The organism is Actinacidiphila sp. bgisy145, from assembly GCF_057708125.1.
Genome location: NZ_JBYIRL010000072.1, coordinates 1 through 20,340, shown reverse-complemented (window position 1 = coordinate 20,340; position 20,340 = coordinate 1). Strand labels below are relative to the sequence as shown.

At 75.6% G+C, this 20,340-nt stretch carries 3 protein-coding genes and 1 pseudogene; all 4 read left to right on the top strand.

Annotated elements, in window-relative coordinates:
- On the top strand, positions 1 to 2,735 hold a 2,735-nt coding region (locus tag AC3ERT_RS35475), incomplete at its 5' end, for an SDR family NAD(P)-dependent oxidoreductase (RefSeq protein WP_435179194.1).
- Between the two features lie 142 nt (positions 2,736 to 2,877).
- Positions 2,878 to 17,799, top strand: a pseudogene (locus tag AC3ERT_RS35470) (SDR family NAD(P)-dependent oxidoreductase); the annotation flags it as partial.
- Positions 17,800 to 17,977: 178 nt separating this feature from the next.
- Positions 17,978 to 18,814: a hypothetical protein gene (locus tag AC3ERT_RS35465; RefSeq protein WP_435126785.1), complete on the top strand. Its 837-nt coding sequence runs from the start codon at positions 17,978 to 17,980 to the stop codon at positions 18,812 to 18,814.
- Positions 18,815 to 18,819: 5 nt separating this feature from the next.
- Positions 18,820 to 20,340 (top strand): condensation domain-containing protein (locus tag AC3ERT_RS35460; RefSeq protein ID WP_435179190.1); only part of this gene is annotated, 1,521 nt, incomplete at its 3' end.

Below are 20,340 nucleotides of genomic sequence, written 5' to 3'. Positions count from 1 at the left end.
CGCCCGCCGTCGTCCTGTCCTGCGCCGGGGGCGACGCGCAGGACACGGACCCGGCCCGGGCCGCGGCCCGCGCGACCGGGGAGACGCTGGGGCTGGTCCAGGAGTGGCTGGCCGAACGACGCCTGGACGACGCCCGGTTGGTGCTCCTCACCCGCGGCGGCGTGGCCGTCGCGGCCGGTGAGGGCGTCGCCGACCTGCCGGCGGCCACCCTCTCCGGGCTGGTGCGCTCGGCGCAGTCGGAGAACCCGGACCGGCTGGTCCTCGTCGACCTGCCGACCGGCGGCTCCGCCGCGTACGCCGCCTTGCTGCCGACGGCACTGGGCGGCGAGGAGTCCGAGCTGGCGGTCCGGGACGGCAAGGTGTACGGGCGCCGGCTGACGCGTCCTTCGGGTGCGCTGGTGGTGCCGGAGGGTCCGTGGCGGCTGGAGCCGGACGCGGGCGGTTCGCTCGCGGGCCTGTCGGCCGTTTCCGCCCCGGAGGTCTCGGAGGCACCGGCGGCGGGGCAGGTGCGGGTCGCGGTGGGCGCCGCGGGGCTGAACTTCCGCGACGTGCTGATCGCCCTGGGGATGTACCCCGGCGGCGGCATGATGGGCAGCGAGATCGCCGGCACGGTCCTCGACACCGGCGACGGTGTCGGCCGGCTGGTCCCGGGCGACCGGGTCATGGGCCTCGCCGAGGGCGCCTTCGGGCCCACGGCCGTCACCGACGCCCGCCACCTGGTGCGCATCCCCGACGGCTGGTCCTTCGCCGAAGCGGCCACCGTCCCCAGCGCCTTCCTGACGGCCTGGTACGCGCTGGTGGAGTTGGCCGACGCGAAGTCGGGGCAGCGGGTGCTGGTGCACGCGGCCACCGGTGGCGTGGGTATGGCGGCGGTGCAACTGGCGCGGTACTTGGGCCTTGAGGTGTTCGCCACGGCGAGCCCGGCGAAGTGGCCGGTGCTGGCGGGGATGGGCATCGACGAGGCGCACCGGGCGTCGTCGCGTGACGCCGGGTTCGAGGCGGCGTTCCTGGCGGCCACGGACGGGGCCGGTGTGGACATCGTGGTGAACTCGCTGGCCGGTGAACTCACCGACGCCTCGCTGCGGTTGCTGCCGCGCGGTGGCAGCTTCGTGGAGATGGGACGCACCGACGTCCGCGACGCCGACAAGGTGGCCGCGGAGCAGCCCGGCGTCCGCTACCGGGCCTTCCAACTCGCCGAGGCCGGCCCCGACGCGCTGGCCGCCATGCTCGAAGGAGTCATGGAGCTGCTGGCCGCGGGCGAGTTGCGGCCGCTGCCGCTGCGGGCCTGGGACGTACGCAGGGCACCGGACGCCTTCCGCCACATGCAGCACGCCCGGCACACCGGGAAGATCGTCCTGACCCTGCCCGCGGGAGCCGCCGTGGCCCCGCGGGTCACCCCGGCCCCTGCCCGTACGGCGCTGGTCACCGGCGGCACCGGCACGTTGGGCGGCCTGGTCGCACACCACCTGGCCACCACCGGCCGGGCGGACGCGCTGCTGCTGACCAGCCGTTCGGGCCCCGCCGCCAAGGGAGCGGCGGTGCTCGCCGCGCAACTCGCCGAATCCGGCGCCGCGGTGGACGTCGTGGCCTGCGACGCCGCCGACCGCGGAGAGCTGGCCGCCGTGGTCGCCGGCATCCCGGCCCATGCCCCGCTGCGGACCGTGGTCCACACCGCCGGACTCCTCGACGACGCCACGGTGGCGTCGCTGACCCCGGAGCGCCTCACCACGGTGCTGCGGCCGAAGGCGGACGGCGCCTGGAACCTGCACACGCTGACCCGGGGACTCGACCTGGACCACTTCGTGCTCTTCTCCTCCGCCGCGGCCGCCTTCTCCAGCCCCGGCCAGGGCAACTACGTGGCCGCCAACGCCTTCCTCGACGCCCTCGCCGCCGAGCGCAGGGCGGCCGGACTGCCCGGCACCTCACTGGCCTGGGGCATGTGGGCCGACGCCAGCGCACTGACCGGGCGGCTCAGCGCGTCCGAACGCAAGCGCATCCAGCGCGGCGGCGTCACCGCGCTCACCGCCGGCGAGGGACTGGCGCTGCTGGACCTGGCCCTGGCCAGGGACGAGGCGCTGCTGATGCCGGCCAAGCTCGACCTGGCCGGACTGCGGGCCCAGACCGCCGGCGGCACCCAGGTCCCGCCGCTGTTCCGGGCCCTGGTCACGGCGGGCACCGGCCGGCGCAGCGCCGCCGGAGCCGGCACGGGCGGCGGCAGCGCCGACGCGCTGCGCCAGCAGCTGGCCGGACTGACACAGGCGGAGCGCACCCGGCTGCTGGCCGACCTGGTCCGTACCCACGTCGCTGCCGTCCTCGGGCACGCCTCCACGGAGACGGTCGAGGCGGGCCGCGCCTTCACCGACCTCGGCTTCGACTCGCTGACCGCCGTCGAGCTGCGCAACCGGCTCACCACGGCCACCGGCCAGCGGCTGCCCGCCACCCTGGTCTTCGACTACCCCAACACCGTGGAACTCGCCGCCTTCCTGCTGGAGAAGTTGGCGCCGGAGCTTGTTGAACAGAGCGCGCCGGACGCCGCGGAGGAGAAACTGCGCACGGCGCTCGCGACCGTTCCGCTGTCCAGGTTCCGCGAGGCCGGGCTGATGGACGCGCTGATGCGGCTCGCCGGTGTCCGCGACGACGCCCTGCTCGGTGACGAGGAGGAGCCGAGCGGCGACATCGACGCGCTGGACGCCGACAGCCTGATCCGCCTCGCCCTGGAGGGGGACGCGGAGTGAGGGCGCGCGGAGTGCGGGCGCGGACGACGCCGGAGAGGACACCGCGGACGGCGCCGCGAAGGACATGGGTGATGTGCGATGCGTGGAGGCAGCGATGACCGGACAGGCTGACAAGCTCCTGGAAGCGCTGCGTGCCTCCGTGAAGGAGACCGAGCGGCTGCGGCAGCAGAACCGCCGGCTCGTCTCGGCGGCGTCGGAACCGCTGGCGATCGTCGGCATGAGCTGCCGGTATCCGGGCGGGGTCAGCACGCCCGAGGACCTGTGGCGGCTGCTGTCCGCCGGCGGGGACGCCATCTCCGGCTTCCCCACCGACCGGGGCTGGAACGCCGACAGCGTCCACGACCCCGACCCGGACCACCCGGACGCCTCGCCCGTGGCCGAGGGCGGCTTCCTCCAGGACGTCGGCGGCTTCGACGCCGACTTCTTCGGGATCAGCCCGCGCGAGGCGCTGGCGATGGACCCGCAGCAGCGGCTGCTGCTGGAGACGTCCTGGGAGGCGCTGGAGCGCGCCGGGGTGTCGCCCACCTCGCTCCGCGGCTCCCAGACCGGCGTGTTCGTCGGCGTCGCCTCCTCCGACTACCACGCCAACCCGGCCCTGCACACCGACGACCTGTACTGGCACCTGATGACCGGTGGCGCGGTCAGCGTGATGTCGGGGCGCATCTCCTACCTGCTCGGGTTGCAGGGGCCCGCGGTGTCGGTGGACACCGCCTGCTCGTCGTCCCTCGTCGCGCTGCACCTGGCCGCCCAGGCCCTGCGGTCGGGGGAGTGCTCGCTGGCGCTCGCCGGCGGCGCCACCGTCATGGCGTCCCCCGTCGGGCTCATCGGCTTCTCCCGCCAGAGCGGCCTGGCCGCGGACGGCCGGTGCAAGGCGTTCTCCGCCGACGCCGACGGCATGGGCATGGGCGAGGGCGCCGGCATGCTCGTCCTGGAGCGGCTGTCGGACGCCCGGCGCAACGGCCACAAGGTCCTCGCGGTGGTGCGCGGTTCTGCGGTCAACCAGGACGGCGCGTCCAACGGGCTCACCGCCCCCAACGGCCCCTCGCAGCAGCGCGTCATCCGCGCGGCGCTGGCCGGCGCCCACCTGACCACCGCGGACGTGGACGCGGTGGAGGCCCACGGCACGGGTACGACGCTGGGAGACCCGATCGAGGCGCAGGCGCTGCTGGCCACCTACGGCCAGGACCGCCCCGAGGGCCGTCCGATGTGGCTGGGGTCGGTGAAGTCCAACATCGGCCACGCCCAGCAGGCCGCCGGTGTCGCCGGTGTCATCAAGATGGTGCTGGCGCTCCAGCACGAGCAGCTCCCGCAGACCCTCCACGCCGACGAGCCCTCCCCGCACGTGGACTGGAGCGCCGGGGACGTCCGGCTGCTGACGGAACCGGTGCCGTGGCCCGGCGGGGAGCGCGTACGGCGGGCCGGCGTCTCCTCCTTCGGCCTCAGCGGCACCAACGCCCACGTGGTGCTGGAGGAGGCCCCGGCGCAGACCGAGGAAGCGGACACCGACGCAGCCCCGGCCGCCCCGCGGGTCGTCTCCGGTGCGCGGGCGTGGGTCGTCAGCGCCCGTTCTGCGGCGGGGTTGGCCGCGCAGGCGGAGCGGTTGCGGGAGTGGGTCGACGGGCGTCCGGGTCTCGAACCGGCGGATGTGGCGTGGTCGTTGGCGGCTGCTCGGTCGGTGTTCGAGCACCGGGCGGTGGTGGTGGGTGGTGACCGGGCCGGGTTGGTGGCGGGTCTGGCGAGTGTGGGGTCCGGTACGCCGTCGGGTGCGGTGGTGTCGGGGGTGGGGCGTGCGGAGGTACGCCCGGTGTTCGCGTTCGCGGGTCAGGGGTCGCAGTGGGTGGGGATGGGCCGTGAACTGGCGGGTGTGTCGCCGGTGTTCGCGGCTCGTCTTGCGGAGTGTGCGGCGGCGTTGGCGCCGTATGTGGAGTGGTCGCTCGATGAGGTGTTGGCGGGTGCGGAGGGTGCTCCGGCGTTGGAGGCGGCTGATGTGGTGCAGCCGGCGTTGTGGGCGGTGATGGTGTCTTTGGCGGCGGTGTGGGAGGCGGCCGGGGTTGCTCCTGAGGCTGTGGTGGGGCATTCGCAGGGTGAGATCGCGGCGGCGACGGTGGCGGGGATGCTGTCGTTGGAGGATGGCGCTCGGGTGGTGGCGTTGCGGTCGCAGTCGTTGAAGGTGTTGGCGGGTGCGGGCGGGATGCTGTCGGTGAGCCGGTCCGCGGCTGAGGTTGAGGAGCGGTTGGTCCGGTTCGGGGACACCGTGGCGTTGGCGGCGGTGAACGGGCCTTCGGCGGTGGTGGTGTCGGGTGAGCCGGGTGCGTTGGAGGAGTTGAAGGCGGAGTTCGAGGCCGAGGGCGTCCGGGCGCGGATGGTGGCGGTGGACTACGCCTCCCATTCGGCGCAGGTGGACCGCCTGGAGGACGAGATCACGTCCGTCCTGGCGGGCATCAACCCTCGTCGGGGCCGGGTGCCCATGGTGTCGGCGATGACCGGGGAGACGCTGACCGGTGAGGAGTTGGATGCCGGTTACTGGTTCCGGAGTCTCCGTGCGACGGTCCATTTCGACCGTGCCGTGCGGACGTTGGCGGGCCGCGGCCACCAGCTGTTCGTCGAGGTCACTCCGCACCCGGTCCTGATGGGTGCCATGAACGACACCCTGGAGGACGTGGCCCAGGAGACCGGTCACGGCGCTGAACCCGCCGCCGTCTGCCCGACGTTGCGCCGCGACCACGGCGGCACCGAACGCCTGCTGACCTCGCTCGCCGAGGCGTTCACGGCCGGCGCCCCCGTGGACTGGACGTCCGTCCTGCCCGCCGGTGACCTGGTAGAGCTGCCGACGTACGCCTTCCAGCACGAGTGGTTCTGGCCGAAGGCGACCGGGGCCGCCCCCAGCGGTGACCCGGCGGCCCTCGGACTCAGGGCGGTGGACCATCCGCTGCTGGGCGCGGCCGTCGAACTGGCCGGCGGGACGGGCACGGTGTGCACCGGCCGCCTGTCGGTGCGGACCCATCCGTGGCTGGCCGACCACGCCGTCGGCGGCGTGGTGCTGCTGCCCGGCACGGCCTACGTCGAACTGGCGGTCCGCGCCGGCGACCAGGTCGGCTGCGGCCTGCTGGAGGAACTCACCCTCCAGACGCCGCTGACGCTCCCCGCCGACGGTGGCGCCGTCCAGATCCAGGTGGTGCTGGCCGGCGCCGGCACGGACGACCGCCGTACCGTCGAGGTGTTCTCCCGCCCCGACACGCCGGACCTGACGCAGGTGTGGACCCGGCACGCGAGCGGCCTGCTCGCGCCCGCCGCGCAACCCGCGGCGGCCGACGCGGACTTCGCCGTCTGGCCGCCCCGCGGGGCCGCGGCCGTCGACGTCTCCGGTCTCTACCAGGCCGCGAACGAGGGCCCGTACGGCTACGGCCCGGCGTTCCAGGGCCTGCGCGCGGCGTGGCGGCGCGGCGAGGACGTCTTCGCCGAGGTGGCGCTCCCCGAGGAAGTGGCGCAGGACGCGGCCGCCTTCGGCCTGCACCCCGCCCTGCTCGACGCCGTCCTGCACGCCGCGTTCCTGACGGGCGGCAGCGCCGAGGGCGCCGCCGACGAGGTGCGGCTGCCGTTCGCCTGGACCGGCGTCGAACTGCACGCCTCCGGCGCCTCGGTGCTCCGCGCCCGCCTGCGCCGCGACGCCGACGGCACCCTGACCGTGCGCACCGCCGACCCGGAGGGCCGCCCGGTGCTCTCCGTGGCCTCCCTCGTCACCCGCCCGATGGCCGCGGACCACCTCGGCTCCGCGGGTGCCGCCGTGGCCGACGCGCTGTTCAGCGTCGCCTGGACGCCGATCACCAGCGGCGAGGCGGCGGCCGGTGAGATGGCGGCCGGCGAGACGGCGGCCGGTGTGTGGGTCCTGCTGGGCGCCGACCGGCACGGCGCCGCCGAGGCGTTGGCGCGGTCCGGCACGGCGGTGCGGACCTTCCCCGGCCTGGACGAGCTGGCCGCCGCCGCGGAGGCGGGGGACATCGCGCCCGCCGTCGTCCTGTCCTGCGCCGGGGGCGACGCGCAGGACACGGACCCGGCCCGGGCCGCGGCCGGTGCGACCGCGGAGACCCTGCGCCTGGTCCAGCAGTGGCTGGCCGAGGAACGGCTCGGCGACGCCCGGCTGGTGCTCCTCACCCGCGGGGCCACCGCGGTCTCCGCCGGTGAGGGCGTCGCCGACCTGCCGGCCGCCGCCGTCTCCGGGCTGGTGCGCTCGGCGCAGTCGGAGAACCCGGACGCCCGGCTGCTGCTGGTCGACCTCCCGGCCACCCGCACCGCCGAGCAGGCCGCCGTACTCCCGCGGGCCGTCGCCGCCGGGGAGCCCGAAGTGGCGGTCCGGGACGGCAAGGTGTACGGGCGCCGGCTGACGCGTCCTTCGGGGGCGCTGGTGGTGCCGGAGGGGCCGTGGCGGCTGGAGCCGGACGCGGGCGGTTCGCTCGCGGGCCTGTCGGCGGTCGCTGTCCCGGAGGCCTTGGCGGCACCGGCGGCGGGGCAGGTGCGGGTCGCGGTGGGCGCCGCGGGGCTGAACTTCCGCGATGTGCTGATCGCGCTGGGGATGTATCCCGGCGGCGGCGTGATGGGCAGCGAGATCGCCGGCACCGTGGTGGAGGTCGGTGAAGGCGTCGACCGCCTCGCCCCCGGTGACCGGGTGATGGGCGTCGCGCAGGGCGGCTTCGGACCGTCCCTCGTCACCGACGCCCGCCAGCTGGTCCGCGTCCCCGACGCGTGGACCCTCGCCGAGGCGGCGTCGGTGCCGACCGCGTTCCTGACGGCCTGGTACGCGCTGGTGGAGTTGGCCGACGCGAAGTCGGGGCAGCGGGTGCTGGTGCACGCGGCCGCCGGTGGTGTGGGCATGGCGGCGGTGCAACTGGCGCGGTATCTCGGCCTTGAGGTGTTCGCCACGGCGAGCCCGGCGAAGTGGCCGGTGCTGGCGGGGATGGGCATCGACGAGGCGCACCGGGCATCGTCGCGTGATGCCGGGTTCGAGGCGGCGTTCCTGGCGGCCACCGACGGGGCCGGTGTGGACATCGTGGTGAACTCGCTGGCCGGTGAACTCACCGACGCCTCACTGCGGTTGCTGCCGCGCGGTGGCAGCTTCGTGGAGATGGGACGCACCGACGTCCGCGACTCCGACAAGGTGGCCGGGGAACTGCCGGGCGTCCGCTACCGGGCGTTCGACCTCGGGGAGGCGGGACCCGTCGCGCTGGGTGCCATGCTCGAAGGGATCGTGGAGCTGCTGGCCAGGGGCGAGTTGCGGCCGCTGCCGCTGCGGGCCTGGGACGTACGCAGGGCGCCGGACGCCTTCCGCCACATGCAGCACGCCCGGCACACCGGGAAGATCGTCCTGACCCTGCCCGCGCTCCTGTCCGCGCACCTCTCCGCGGCTCGGCCCCCGCAACCGGCCCCGCGCGCCGCCCGTACGGCGCTGGTCACCGGCGGCACCGGCACGTTGGGCGGCCTGGTCGCACACCACCTGGCCACCACCGGCCGGGCGGACGCGCTGCTGCTGACCAGCCGTTCGGGCCCCGCGGCCAAGGGAGCGGCGGCGCTGGCCGCGCAACTCGCCGAATCCGGCGCCGCGGTGGACGTCGTGGCCTGCGACGTCGCCGACCGTGAGGCGACCGCCGCCGTCCTGGCCGGCCGCCCGCTGCGGACCGTGGTCCACACCTCCGGCGTGCTGGACGACGGCACCGTGGCGTCGCTGACTCCGGAGCGCCTCACCACGGTGCTGCGGCCGAAGGCGGACGGTGCCTGGAACCTCCACGAGCTCACCCGGGAACTCGCCCCCAACCTTGAGGACTTCGTGCTGTTCTCGTCCTCGGCGGCGGCGTTCGGGGTGCCCGGGCAGGGCAACTACGTGGCCGCCAACGCCTTCCTCGACGCGCTCGCCGCCGAGCGCCGCGCCGCCGGACTGCCCGGCGTCGCGCTGGGCTGGGGCCTGTGGGCCGACGCCAGCGGCCTCACCGGGCAGTTGACGGACGCCGACCGGTCCCGCATGTCCCGCAACGGCGCCCTCGCGCTGAGCGCGCAGGAAGGCATGGCGCTGCTGGACCTCGGCCTGGCCGCCGACGAGGCGGCGCTGGTGCCGTCCCGGCTCGACCTGGCGGGACTGCGCGCCCAGGCAGCCCGGAGCGCGGAGATCCCGCCGCTGTGGCGGGCGCTGGTCGGCGCCGGACGGCGGACCGCCGCCGGTGCCGGCGGCGGCAGCGCCGACGCGCTGCACCAGCAACTGGCCGGCCTCCCGGAGCAGGACCGGACACGGCTGCTGACCGGCCTGGTCCGCACCCATGTCGCGGCCGTCCTCGGGCACGCCTCGGCGGAGGCGGTCGACCCCGGCCGCGCCTTCACCGACCTCGGCTTCGACTCGCTCACCGCCGTCGAACTGCGCAACCGCCTCACCACGGCGACCGGGCTGCGGCTGCCCGCCACCCTCGTCTTCGACTACCCCAACCCGCTCGCGCTCGCCGGCCACCTGCGGTCCCGCATCATCGGCGACGGCGAAGGCGACGGGCAGGCCGCGGCGGCGCCCCAACTCCCCACCGTCCAGGCCGCTTCCGGCGACCCGCTCGCCATCGTCGGCCTCGCCTGCCGCTTCCCCGGCGACGCCAACGACCCCGACGCGTTCTGGCGGCTGCTCGCCGACGGGAAGGACGCCGTCGCCCGCTTCCCCGAGGACCGCGGCTGGGACATCGACGGCCTCTACGACCCGGACCCCGACAGCGTGGGCACCTCCTACGCGACCGACGGCGGCTTCGTCGCGGACGCCGGCGGCTTCGACGCCGACTTCTTCGGGATCAGCCCGCGCGAGGCGCTGGCCATGGACCCGCAGCAGCGGCAGATCCTGGAGGCATCCTGGGAGGCGCTGGAGCGGGCCGGCATCGACCCGTCGTCGCTGCGCGGTAGCCAGACCGGCGTCTTTGTCGGCGGCTTCGCCTCGGCATACGGCATCGGCCTGGCCGCCGCGGGCGACGGCAGCGAGGGCAACGCCACCACCGGCTTCGCCACCAGCGTCCTGTCCGGCCGGATCTCCTACGCGCTCGGCCTGGAGGGCCCCGCGGTGACGGTGGACACGGCCTGCTCGTCGTCCCTCGTCGCGCTGCACCTCGCCGCCCAGGCGGTCCGGGCCGGGGAGTGCTCCCTGGCCCTCGCGGGCGGAACCACGATCATCTCCACCCCGGACGGCATCATCGGGTTCAGCCAGCAGCGCGGCCTGGCCGTGGACGGCCGGTGCAAGGCGTTCGGCGCCGGCGCCGACGGCATGGGCTTCGCCGAGGGCACGGGCATGCTCGTGGTCGAACGGCTCTCGGACGCGCGGCGCAAGGGCCACAAGGTCCTTGCGGTGCTGCGGGGTTCTGCGGTCAACCAGGACGGCGCGTCCAACGGCCTCACGGCGCCCAACGGCCCCTCGCAGCAGCGCGTGATCCGGGCGGCGCTCGCCAACTCCGGCCTGGGCACGGCCGATGTGGACGTGGTGGAGGCGCACGGCACCGGTACGACGTTGGGTGACCCGATCGAGGCGCAGGCGCTGCTGGCCACCTACGGCCAGGACCGTCCCGAAGGGCGGCCGCTGCTGCTGGGCTCGGTGAAGTCCAACATCGGCCACACGCAGGCCGCCGCCGGTGTCGCCGGCGTGATCAAGATGGTGCTGGCGTTGCAGCACGGTGCGCTGCCCCGCACCCTGCACGCCGACGAGCCCTCCCCGCACGTGGACTGGAGCGCCGGGGAGGTCCGGCTGCTGACGGAACCGGTGCCGTGGCCCGGCGGGGAGCGCGTACGGCGGGCCGGGGTGTCCTCCTTCGGCCTGAGCGGCACCAACGCGCACGTCATCCTGGAGGAGGCCCCGGCGCCGGAGCCCGAGGAGGCCGAGGCGGCCGCTTCGGAGCCCGACGGCATGGCGGGCGGGCTGCCGGTGCTGTCGGGCGACCGTGCTGGTGCGTGGCTGGTGTCGGGCCGTTCGGCGGCGGGACTGGCCGCGCAGGCGGAGCGGCTGGGGGAGTGGGTCTCGGCCCGCCCCGAGCTGCAACCCGCTGATGTGGCGTGGTCGTTGGCGGTGACGCGTTCGGCTTTCGAGCACCGGGCGGTGGTGGTCGGTGGTGACCGGGCCGCGTTGGTGGGCGGGTTGGAGAGTTTGGCGGCGGGTGTGCCGTCGGGTGCGGTGGTGTCGGGTACGGCGCGTGCCGTGGGGCGTCCGGTGTTCGCGTTCGCGGGTCAGGGGTCGCAGTGGGTGGGGATGGGGCGTGAGCTGGCGTCGGTGTCGCCGGTGTTCGCGGCTCGGTTGGCGGAGTGTGCGGCGGCGTTGGCGCCGTATGTGGAGTGGTCGCTGCATGATGTGCTGGCGGGTGCGGAAGGCGCCCCGGCACTTGAGGCGGCTGACGTGGTGCAGCCCGCGCTGTGGGCCGTCATGGTGTCGCTGGCCGCGGTCTGGGAAGCCGCCGGAGTGTCGCCCGAGGCTGTCGTGGGTCACTCGCAGGGTGAGATCGCGGCGGCGACGGTCGCGGGGATGCTGTCGTTGGAGGATGGCGCCCGTGTGGTGGCGTTGCGGTCGCAGTCGTTGAAGGTGCTGGCGGGTGCGGGCGGGATGCTGTCGGTGAGCCGGTCCGCGGGCGAGGTCGAGGAGCGCTTGGCCCGGTTCGGGGACACCGTGGCACTGGCGGCCGTCAACGGTCCGTCCGCGGTGGTGGTGTCCGGTGAACCCGCAGCTCTGGAGGAGTTGAAGGCGGAGTTCGAGGCCGAGGGCACCCGGGCGCGGATGGTGGCGGTGGATTACGCGTCCCACTCGGCGCAGGTGGACCGCCTGGAGGACGAGATCAGGTCGGTCCTGGCCGGGATCACCCCCCGTCGCGGCCGGGTTCCGATGGTGTCGGCGATGACTGGCGAGACCCTGAACGGTGAGGAGTTGGACGCCGGTTACTGGTTCCGTAGTCTCCGTGCGACGGTCCATTTCGACCGTGCGGTGCGGACGTTGGCGGACCGCGGCCACCAGCTCTTCGTCGAGGTCACCCCGCATCCCGTCCTGATGGGTGCCATGAACGACACCCTCGAAGAGGTCGCGCGGGAAGCGGGCCCGGGCGCCGAACCCGCCGCCGTCTGCCCGACGTTGCGCCGCGACGACGGCGGCGCGGAGCGCCTGCTCGCCTCGTTCGCCGAGGCGTATGTCCACGGCGCGCCGGTCGAGTGGCGCACTGTCCTGCCCGCCGGTGACCTGGTAGAGCTGCCGACGTACGCCTTCCAGCACGAGTGGTTCTGGCCGAAGGCGGCCGGCGCCGCCCCCAGCGGTGACCCGGCTGCCCTCGGTCTCGGGGCGGTGGGCCACCCGCTGCTGGGCGCGGCCGTCGAACTCGCGGGCGGCGCGGGGCTGGTGTGCACCGGCCGCCTGTCGGTGCGGACCCATCCCTGGCTGGCGGATCACGCCGTGGGCGGCGTGGTGCTGCTGCCCGGTACGGGCTTCGTGGAGTTGGCCGTGCGCGCCGGTGACCAGGTGGGCTGCGGGGTGCTGGAGGAGCTGACGCTTCAGACGCCGCTCGTCCTGCCCGCCGACGGTTCGGGAGTCCGGCTCCAAGTGGTGCTCGCCGAGGCGGACACCGAGGGCCGCCGGACCGTCGAGGTGTTCTCCCGCCCCGACAACGCCGACCCCGCCGCCACCGCCGACTCCGCGCAGGGCTGGACGCAGCACGCGAGCGGCCTGCTCGCGCCCGCCGTCGAACTCGCCGATGCCGACGAGGACTTCGCGATATGGCCGCCTGCCGGGGCCGCGGCCGTGGACGTCTCCGGACTGTACGAGGTCGCGAACGAGGGCCCGTACGGCTACGGCCCGGCGTTCCAGGGCCTGCGGGCGGCGTGGCGGCGCGGTAAGGACGTCTTCGCCGAGGTGGCGCTCCCCGAGGAAGTGGCGCAGGACGCGGCCGCCTTCGGCCTGCACCCCGCGCTGCTCGACGCGGTCCTGCACGCCGGGGTCCTGCTCGGCGCGGACGCTCCGGCCGAACCCGGGCCGGTGCGGCTGCCGTTCGCCTGGACGGGCGTCGAACTGCACGCCTCCGGCGCCTCGGTGCTCCGCGCCCGGCTGCGCCGCGACCCTGACGGCGTACTGTCCCTCACCGCCGCGGACCCGACGGGGCAGCCCGTGGTATCCGTCGCGTCGCTCATCACCCGCCCGGTGGCCGACGGCCGCCTCGCCGCCCCCGACAGCGCCGCGCTGGACGCCCTGTTCACCGTGGAGTGGGTCCGGCTGGCCGGGGCACGGCCCCCGGCCGGAGAGTGGGCGCTGCTCGGCGCCGACCGCTTCGGTGCCGCCGAGGCGCTCGGCAGCGTGGGGACGGCGCCGCGGAGTTTCGCCGCGCCCGGCGATGTCGCCGCCGCGGTGGAGGGCGGGGAGTACCGGCCCGCGGTCGTCGTGGCCTGTGCCGGGGCCGAGGACGACAGCAGCAGCGACCCGGCGGCGGCCGCGACCCGCGCCACGGGCGGGACGCTGCGCCTGTTGCAGGAGTGGCTGGCCGAGGAGCACCTGAACGACACCCGCCTGGTGCTGCTGACCCGCGGCGGGGCCGCCGTCACGGCCGCCGAGGGCGTACCGGACCTGCCGGCCGCCGCGCTCGCCGGTCTGGTGCGGTCCGCGCAGGCCGAGCACCCGGACCGGCTGGTCCTCGTGGACCTCCCGGCCCAGGGCACCGCGGAGCAGATCGCCCTGCTGCCGGAGGCCCTGGGCAGCGGAGAGCCCGACCTGGCGATCCGCGGCGGCGCTGTCCACGGGCGGCGGCTGACCCGTCCATCCCGCGCCACGACGGCAGTTGAACGCCCCGCGGACCGCGCCGCCGAGCCGGCCGCGGGCCTGCCGCGGCCGGAGGAGTTCGGTGCCCGCTGCGCGCTGGTCACCGGCGGGACGGGCACGCTCGGCGGGCTGGTGGCGCGCCACCTGGCGGCGACGGGCCGGGCGGACCACCTGGTGCTGACCAGCCGTTCGGGTCCCGGCGCCGCCGGTGCGGCCGAACTGGCCGCGGATATCGCCGGGTCGGGCGCGGCCGTCGAGGTGGTGGCGTGCGACACCGCGGACCGCGGCGACCTGGCCGCCGTGCTCGCCGCGGTGCCGGCGCGGGCCGGCTTGCGGACCGTGGTGCACACCGCCGGGGTGCTGGACGACGGCACGCTGGCCTCGCTGACCCCCGAGCGGGTGGCGGGCGTGATGCGCCCCAAGGCCGGCGGTGCCTGGAACCTCCACGAGCTCACCCGGGAACTCGCCCCCGGTCTCGAGGACTTCGTGCTGTTCTCGTCCTCGGCGGCGGCGTTCGGGGTGCCCGGGCAGGGCAACTACGTGGCCGCCAACGCCTTCCTCGACGCGCTCGCCGCCGACCGCAGGGCCGCCGGGCTGCCCGGCACGTCGCTGGCCTGGGGCCTGTGGGCGGACACCAGCGGCCTCACCGGGCAGTTGACGGACGCCGACCGCTCCCGCATGTCCCGCGGCGGCGCGGTCGGGCTCAGCGCCCGGGAGGCCCTCGGCCTGCTGGACCACTGCCTGAACCGGGACGAGGCACTGCTCGTGCCGTCCCGCCTGGACCTGGCGGCCCTGCGCGCCCAGGCGGCCACCGCCGCCGAGGTGCCGCCGCTGTGGCGGGCGCTGGTCACCGCGGGCACCGGACGCCGCAGCGCCGCCGGAGCCGGCGACAGCGGCGCGGACCCGCTCCAGCGGCAACTGGCCGCGCTGCCCGCCGCCGAACGCGACGAACTGCTGCTGAATTTGGTGCGGGCCCATGTCGCCGCGGTCCTGGGACACGCCTCGGCGGAGGCGGTCGAGCCGGGCCGCGCCTTCACCGACCTCGGCTTCGACTCGCTCACCGCCGTCCAGTTGCGCAACCGGCTGAGCAGCGCGACCGGTCTGCGGCTGCCCGCTACGCTCGTCTTCGACTACCCCACCCCGGCCGCGCTCGCCGGCCACCTCCGCGGCCGCCTCGCCGACACCGACACCGCCGGCGCCGCGGCCCCCGGCCCGCGCACCGCGACCGCCCCCGCCCCGGCGCAGGCCGCGCCGCAGGACGACCCGATCGCCATCGTCGGCATGAGCTGCCGCTTCCCCGGCGGCATGGCGAGCCCCGAGGACCTGTGGCGCACTCTCGCCGAAGGCGCCGACGCGATCTCGGAGTTCCCCACCGACCGCGGCTGGGACCTGGCGGGGCTGTACGACCCGGACGCCGCGCACAGCGGCACCTCCTACACCAGGGCCGGCGGGTTCGTGCAGGACGCCAGCGCCTTCGACGCCGGCTTCTTCGAGATCAGCCCGCGCGAGGCGCTGGCCATGGACCCGCAGCAGCGGCTGCTGCTGGAACTGTCCTGGGAGGCGTTCGAACGGTCCGGCATCGACCCGTCCACGCTGCGCTCCAGCCCCACCGGCACCTTCGTCGGCGGCTACACCTCCGGCTACGAGATGAGCGTGCTCGCCCACGGCGACAGCGAGTCCGAGGGGCACCTGATGACGGGGATCGCCACCAGCATCCTGTCGGGCCGCCTCGCCTACAGCTTCGGGCTGGAGGGCCCGGCCGTCACCGTGGACACCGCCTGCTCGTCGGCGCTGGTGGCGCTGCACCTGGCCGCGCAGTCGCTGCGGGCGGGGGAGTGCTCGCTCGCCCTGGCCGGCGGGGTGACGGTCATGGCCACCCCCGGCACCTTCGTGGAGTTCTCCCGGCAGCGCGGTCTGGCCGCCGACGGCCGCTGCAAGGCGTTCGCCGCGGCGGCCGACGGCACCGGCTTCGCCGAGGGCGCCGGGATGCTCGTGGTCGAGCGGCTGTCGGACGCCCGCCGCAACGGGCACCCGGTCCTGGCGGTGCTGCGCGGCTCGGCCATCAACCAGGACGGCGCGTCCAACGGCCTGACCGCCCCCAACGGCCCCGCCCAGCAGCGCGTCATCCGCGCCGCGCTGGCCAACGCGGCCCTCACGCCCGCCGACGTCGACGCGGTGGAGGCCCACGGCACCGGCACCCGGCTCGGCGACCCCATCGAGGCGCAGGCGCTGCTGGCGACCTACGGCCAGGACCGCCCCGAGGACCGGCCGCTGTGGCTGGGCTCAATCAAGTCCAACATCGGCCACACCCAGGCCGCCGCCGGTGTCGCCGGCGTCATCAAGATGGTGCTGGCGCTGCGGCACGAGCAGTTGCCCCGCACCTTGCACGTGGACGCGCCGTCCCCGCACGTGGACTGGGCCTCCGGTGAGGTGCGGCTGCTCACCGACCCCGTGCCGTGGCGCGCCGCGGACCGGCCCCGCCGCGCGGGCGTCTCCTCGTTCGGGATCAGCGGCACCAACGCCCACGTCATCCTCGAAGAGGCCCCCGTGCCGCCCACCGGGGCTCCCGCGGGGCCGGCGCACGCTGCCGCGCCGGACCGCCCGGCCGGCCCCGGGCCGCTGCCGGCCCTGCCGTTGCCGCTGTCCGCCCGCACCCCCGAGGCGCTGCGGGCCCAGGCGGCCCGGCTGCGCGAGTTCCTGCTCGCCCACCCCGAGGCGGACGCCCTGGACGTCGCGTTCTCGCTGGCCACCACCCGCACCGCCTTCGACCACCGCGCGGTGGTGCAGGGCGCGGACCGGGACGCGCTGTTGGCGGGCCTCGCGGTGGCCGCCGCCGGGGTGCAGACCAGGGACGTGGCGACCGGCTGCGCCACGGCGGGCCGCAAGGCGCTGTTCGTCTTCCCCGGCGACACCGCGGGCACCGGCGGTGGCGCGGACCTCGCCGGCGCCCTGCGGTTCGACGCCGCGGCGGCGCTGCTGGACCGGTCGCCGGTCTTCGCCGACCGGATCGCCGACTGCGAGCGGGCGTTGGCGCCGTATGTCGACTGGAAAGCGGCCGAGGTGCTGCGGGCCGGCGACGACAGCCCCGCGCTCGGCGATCCGCGGGTCCGCCGTCCCCTGCTGTGGGCGGTGCTGGTGTCGCTCGCCGCGCTGTGGCGCTCCGCGGGTGTGCACCCGGCCGCGGTCGCCGGGCACGGTGTCGGCGAGATCGCCGCCGCCCAGGTGGCCGGCGTGCTGACCGCTGAGGAGGCGGCGGAACTGGCCGCGCGGCCCGGTGACCGCGCCGCCGCGGCGCGCCCGCGGGCCGGGACGGTGCCGCTGTTCTCCACCCGCGCCATGGACTGGGTGGACAGCGCGGCCCTGGACGGCGGGCACTGGCTGCCCGACGCGCAGGAGGAACCCGCCCTTCCCGCGGACGCGTTGGCCCAGGCGCTGGTGGCAGCGGGGTACGGCGCGTATGTCGAGGTCGGCCCCGACCCGCAGGTGACCGCCGCCCTGGCGCAGGCCGCGGCGGCCGTGGAGCGCGGCGCGGGCGACCGCGAGGGCGCCCCCGTCGTCACCGCGACCCTGCGCGGCGCGGAGAGCGGGCTGCGGACGTTCACCTCGGCGCTGGCCGCGCTGTACGTGCGGGGCGTCAGCGTGGACTGGGCGGCGGTGCTGGGCGGCGGACGCCGGGTCGACCTGCCCACGTACGCCTTCCAGCGGCAGCGGTACTGGCCGCAGCCCCCGGCCGCACCGGCCGCACCGGCTGCTCCCGCGCCGTCCGCCGCCGGTGCGGCCTCGCCCGGCGAGCAGCGGTTCTGGGCCGCGCTGGCCGAGCAGGACATGGCCGCGCTGACCGAACTGCTCGGCGCGGGCGAGCCGTTGCGGGCGGACATGCCGCTGGGCGCCGTACTGGAGCGGCTGGCCGCCTGGCGCCGCGAGAGCGCCGCAGACGCCCCCGCCGGGCCCGCCGCCGGGCCTTCCGGCAGTCCCGCCGGCACTCCCGCGGACAGCGGCGACGGCGCGGGGGAGCAGGGCGCGCCCGACGGCGGCGCGCACTGGCGGCAGCGCCTGGCCGAAGTCACCCCGGCGGAGCGCCAGGAACTGCTGAGCGAGCTGGTCCGGCAGGAGATCGCGGTGCTCCTCGGATACGACACCTGCGACGCCGTACCGCAGTACGCCGATGTCTTCGAACTCGGTATGACCTCCATGTCGGCCGTTCAACTGCGGGAAAGGATGAACGAGCTGACTGGACTTACACTCCCGGAGGGCTTCGTCTATGACCTCTATATGCCGGAAGCCATCGCGGAGTTCCTGCTCGGTGAGCTTGCGGCCGCCCTTCGGGAAGGCACTCCCGAAGACCGGTGAGAGGTTCCCGGACATCCGGGAGAAACCGACGTCCGACCGGTTCTCGCTCCTCGGTGCGGCATGCCGTGGTGCGGGACGCAGGCAAGCCAAACTCCGATGATGGGATGAAAAAGTGCCGAACGAGAGTGCCTGGAGCGTCATCGCCGAGCCCGCCTCGAACGCGCTCGTACTCGGCGTCGACTTCCCCGCGGCCGGGCGCCACGAGGCGGGCTTCGAGGACCTCGTCGCGGGCGTGGGCGCCGGCTGGTCGGGCCTGGGCGTGCTCCAGACCTCGCCGCCGCCGGTGCGGCTGGCCGACCGCCCGACCGGCGACTCCTACACCGAGCACTGGATGCACGCGGGGGACTGGGAGAAGTACGAGGTCAAGGCGGTGCTCGGGTACTGCGTCGGCTCCGTGTACGCCGGCAAGGTCGCCGAGCGGCTGGCCGAGATCCACGGCCGGATGCCGCAGATCCTGCTCTTCGACGCGCAACTCGCCGACCTGCAACTGCTGGAGTCGGAGATGCACAAGATGATCGGGCAGGCCGGCCCGGTGCTCACCGCCGAGGAGGCGGAGCAGGGCCGCAAGCAGGCCGGCGAGATCGTCGCAGCGCCGTCCATCACGATGGCCGACGCGGCCGGGCAGATGGTCGACCTGTACCGGGGCATGGCCAGTTCCGCGTTCCGGCGGATCGGGCTCTCGGAGTCCCGCTGCGAAGAGATGGTGCTGCTTTTCGAGTCGTACATGACCTGGCTCGCGGCCTCCTCCGAGGTCGATCCCGGCAAGGCCTGGGAAGGCGCCATCGGCTTCACTTCGGCCGACTACGCCGAATTGGAGAAAACCGGCGCCACCACCGTCGTGAACGCCACCGCGACAATTGGCCGCCGCATACCGATCGATATCGGCCATGCCGACCTCCTGCGGGACGGAGCGACGGTCCGCGCGCTTCTCGCCCACGCCGAATTCTGACCGACATGGACTTCCAGCCCGACCCGCCGGCGCGTGCCCCCGAGCCCGCGGCCGCGCCCCCGGCGGCCGATCCGCGCCCCGCGGCCACCACCGCCAAGGAGAAGGCGCTCTGGCTGCTGGAGCAACTCGTCCCCGGCACCGGGGTGAACAACCTGGGCCTGGCGCTCCAGGTCAGCGGCCGGCTGCGCCCGGACGTCCTGGGCGCGGCCCTGGCGGTGGTGGCCGGACGCTACGAAGTCCTGCGTACCGTGTTCCGCGCGCGCGGCGCCGAACTGCACAAGGACGTCGTCCCGGCCGGGGAGTTCGCCGTTCCCGTCGAGCCGCTGGAGCTGTCGGGCGGGCCGGTGGCGGACGACCTGACGGCCTTCGTCGACCGGCCCTTCCCCCTCGACGGGCGGCCCCTGATCCGGGTCGGCACCGCCGCCACCGCCGACGGCGACCTGCTCTGCGTGGCCGTGCACCACCTGGTCTTCGACATGGTCTCGGTCGGGGTCCTGCTCCAGGCGCTGATCCCGGTCTACGACGCCGTCGCGGCCGGCCGCCCGCTGCCCGCGGAAGCCACCGCCCCGGTCCCGGCGCTGGCCGAACCCGAGCCGCGCCCCGCCGACCTCGACCACTGGCGCCAGGCCCTCGACGGCTTCGACCCGACCGGGCTGGACCTGTGGTGCGGCACCCCGCGCGGCCGGCAGCCGATGCTCGCGGGAGCCAGCACCACCCGCACGCTCGGCCCCGCCGCGCAGCAGGCCGCCGTCGCCTTGCAGCGGGCGGTACGCGCCCCGACCGGCGCGGTGATGCTCGCCGCGTACGCCGCGCTCCTCGCCGCCCACGGCGCCGGGCCCGACCTGGTGATCGGCTCCCCGGTCGACGTCCGCGGCGGGCAGAGCGGCGCCATCGGCTACCACGTCAACGTCGTGCCGATCCGTATCCGCGTGGACCTCGCCGGCGGCTTCCGCGACCTCGCCCGCCAGGCCCGGGACGCCTTCCTCGGCGCGATGGCGCACGCCCGCACCCCCGTGGACGAGATCACCGCCGGACTGCCGGGGATCGGCACGTCCTGGCAGACCCAGCTCTTCCGCCACCTGTTCAACTTCCTCCCGGACCGGCCGGTCGGCGAGCTGCGGGTGGACGGCATGCCGGCCCGGCTGCTGGCGGTGCAGAACCCGCACAGCAAGTTCGACCTGGAACTGGTCGGCTCCCCGGCCGGCGCGGAACTGATGCTCCGTCACTCCGAGACGCTCACCCGCGACGGCGCCGACGCCCTGCTGGCCCGGTTCGAGGACCTGCTCGTTGCGGCGGCCCAGGACCCCGACCGGCCCCTGGCGGTGACGGCCGGCTGGAGCGCCGCCGACCGCGCCACCGTCGAGCGGGCCCACACCGCCGCCGCGTCCGGCCAACCGGCCGCCGTCGACGCGGCCTTCCGCGCCCGCGCCCACAGCGCACCGGCCGACCCGGCGGTGCTGGATGGCGTACAGGCCCTCGACTATGGCCAGGTGGACGCGTCCGCGGACGCCGTCCGCGACCTGCTC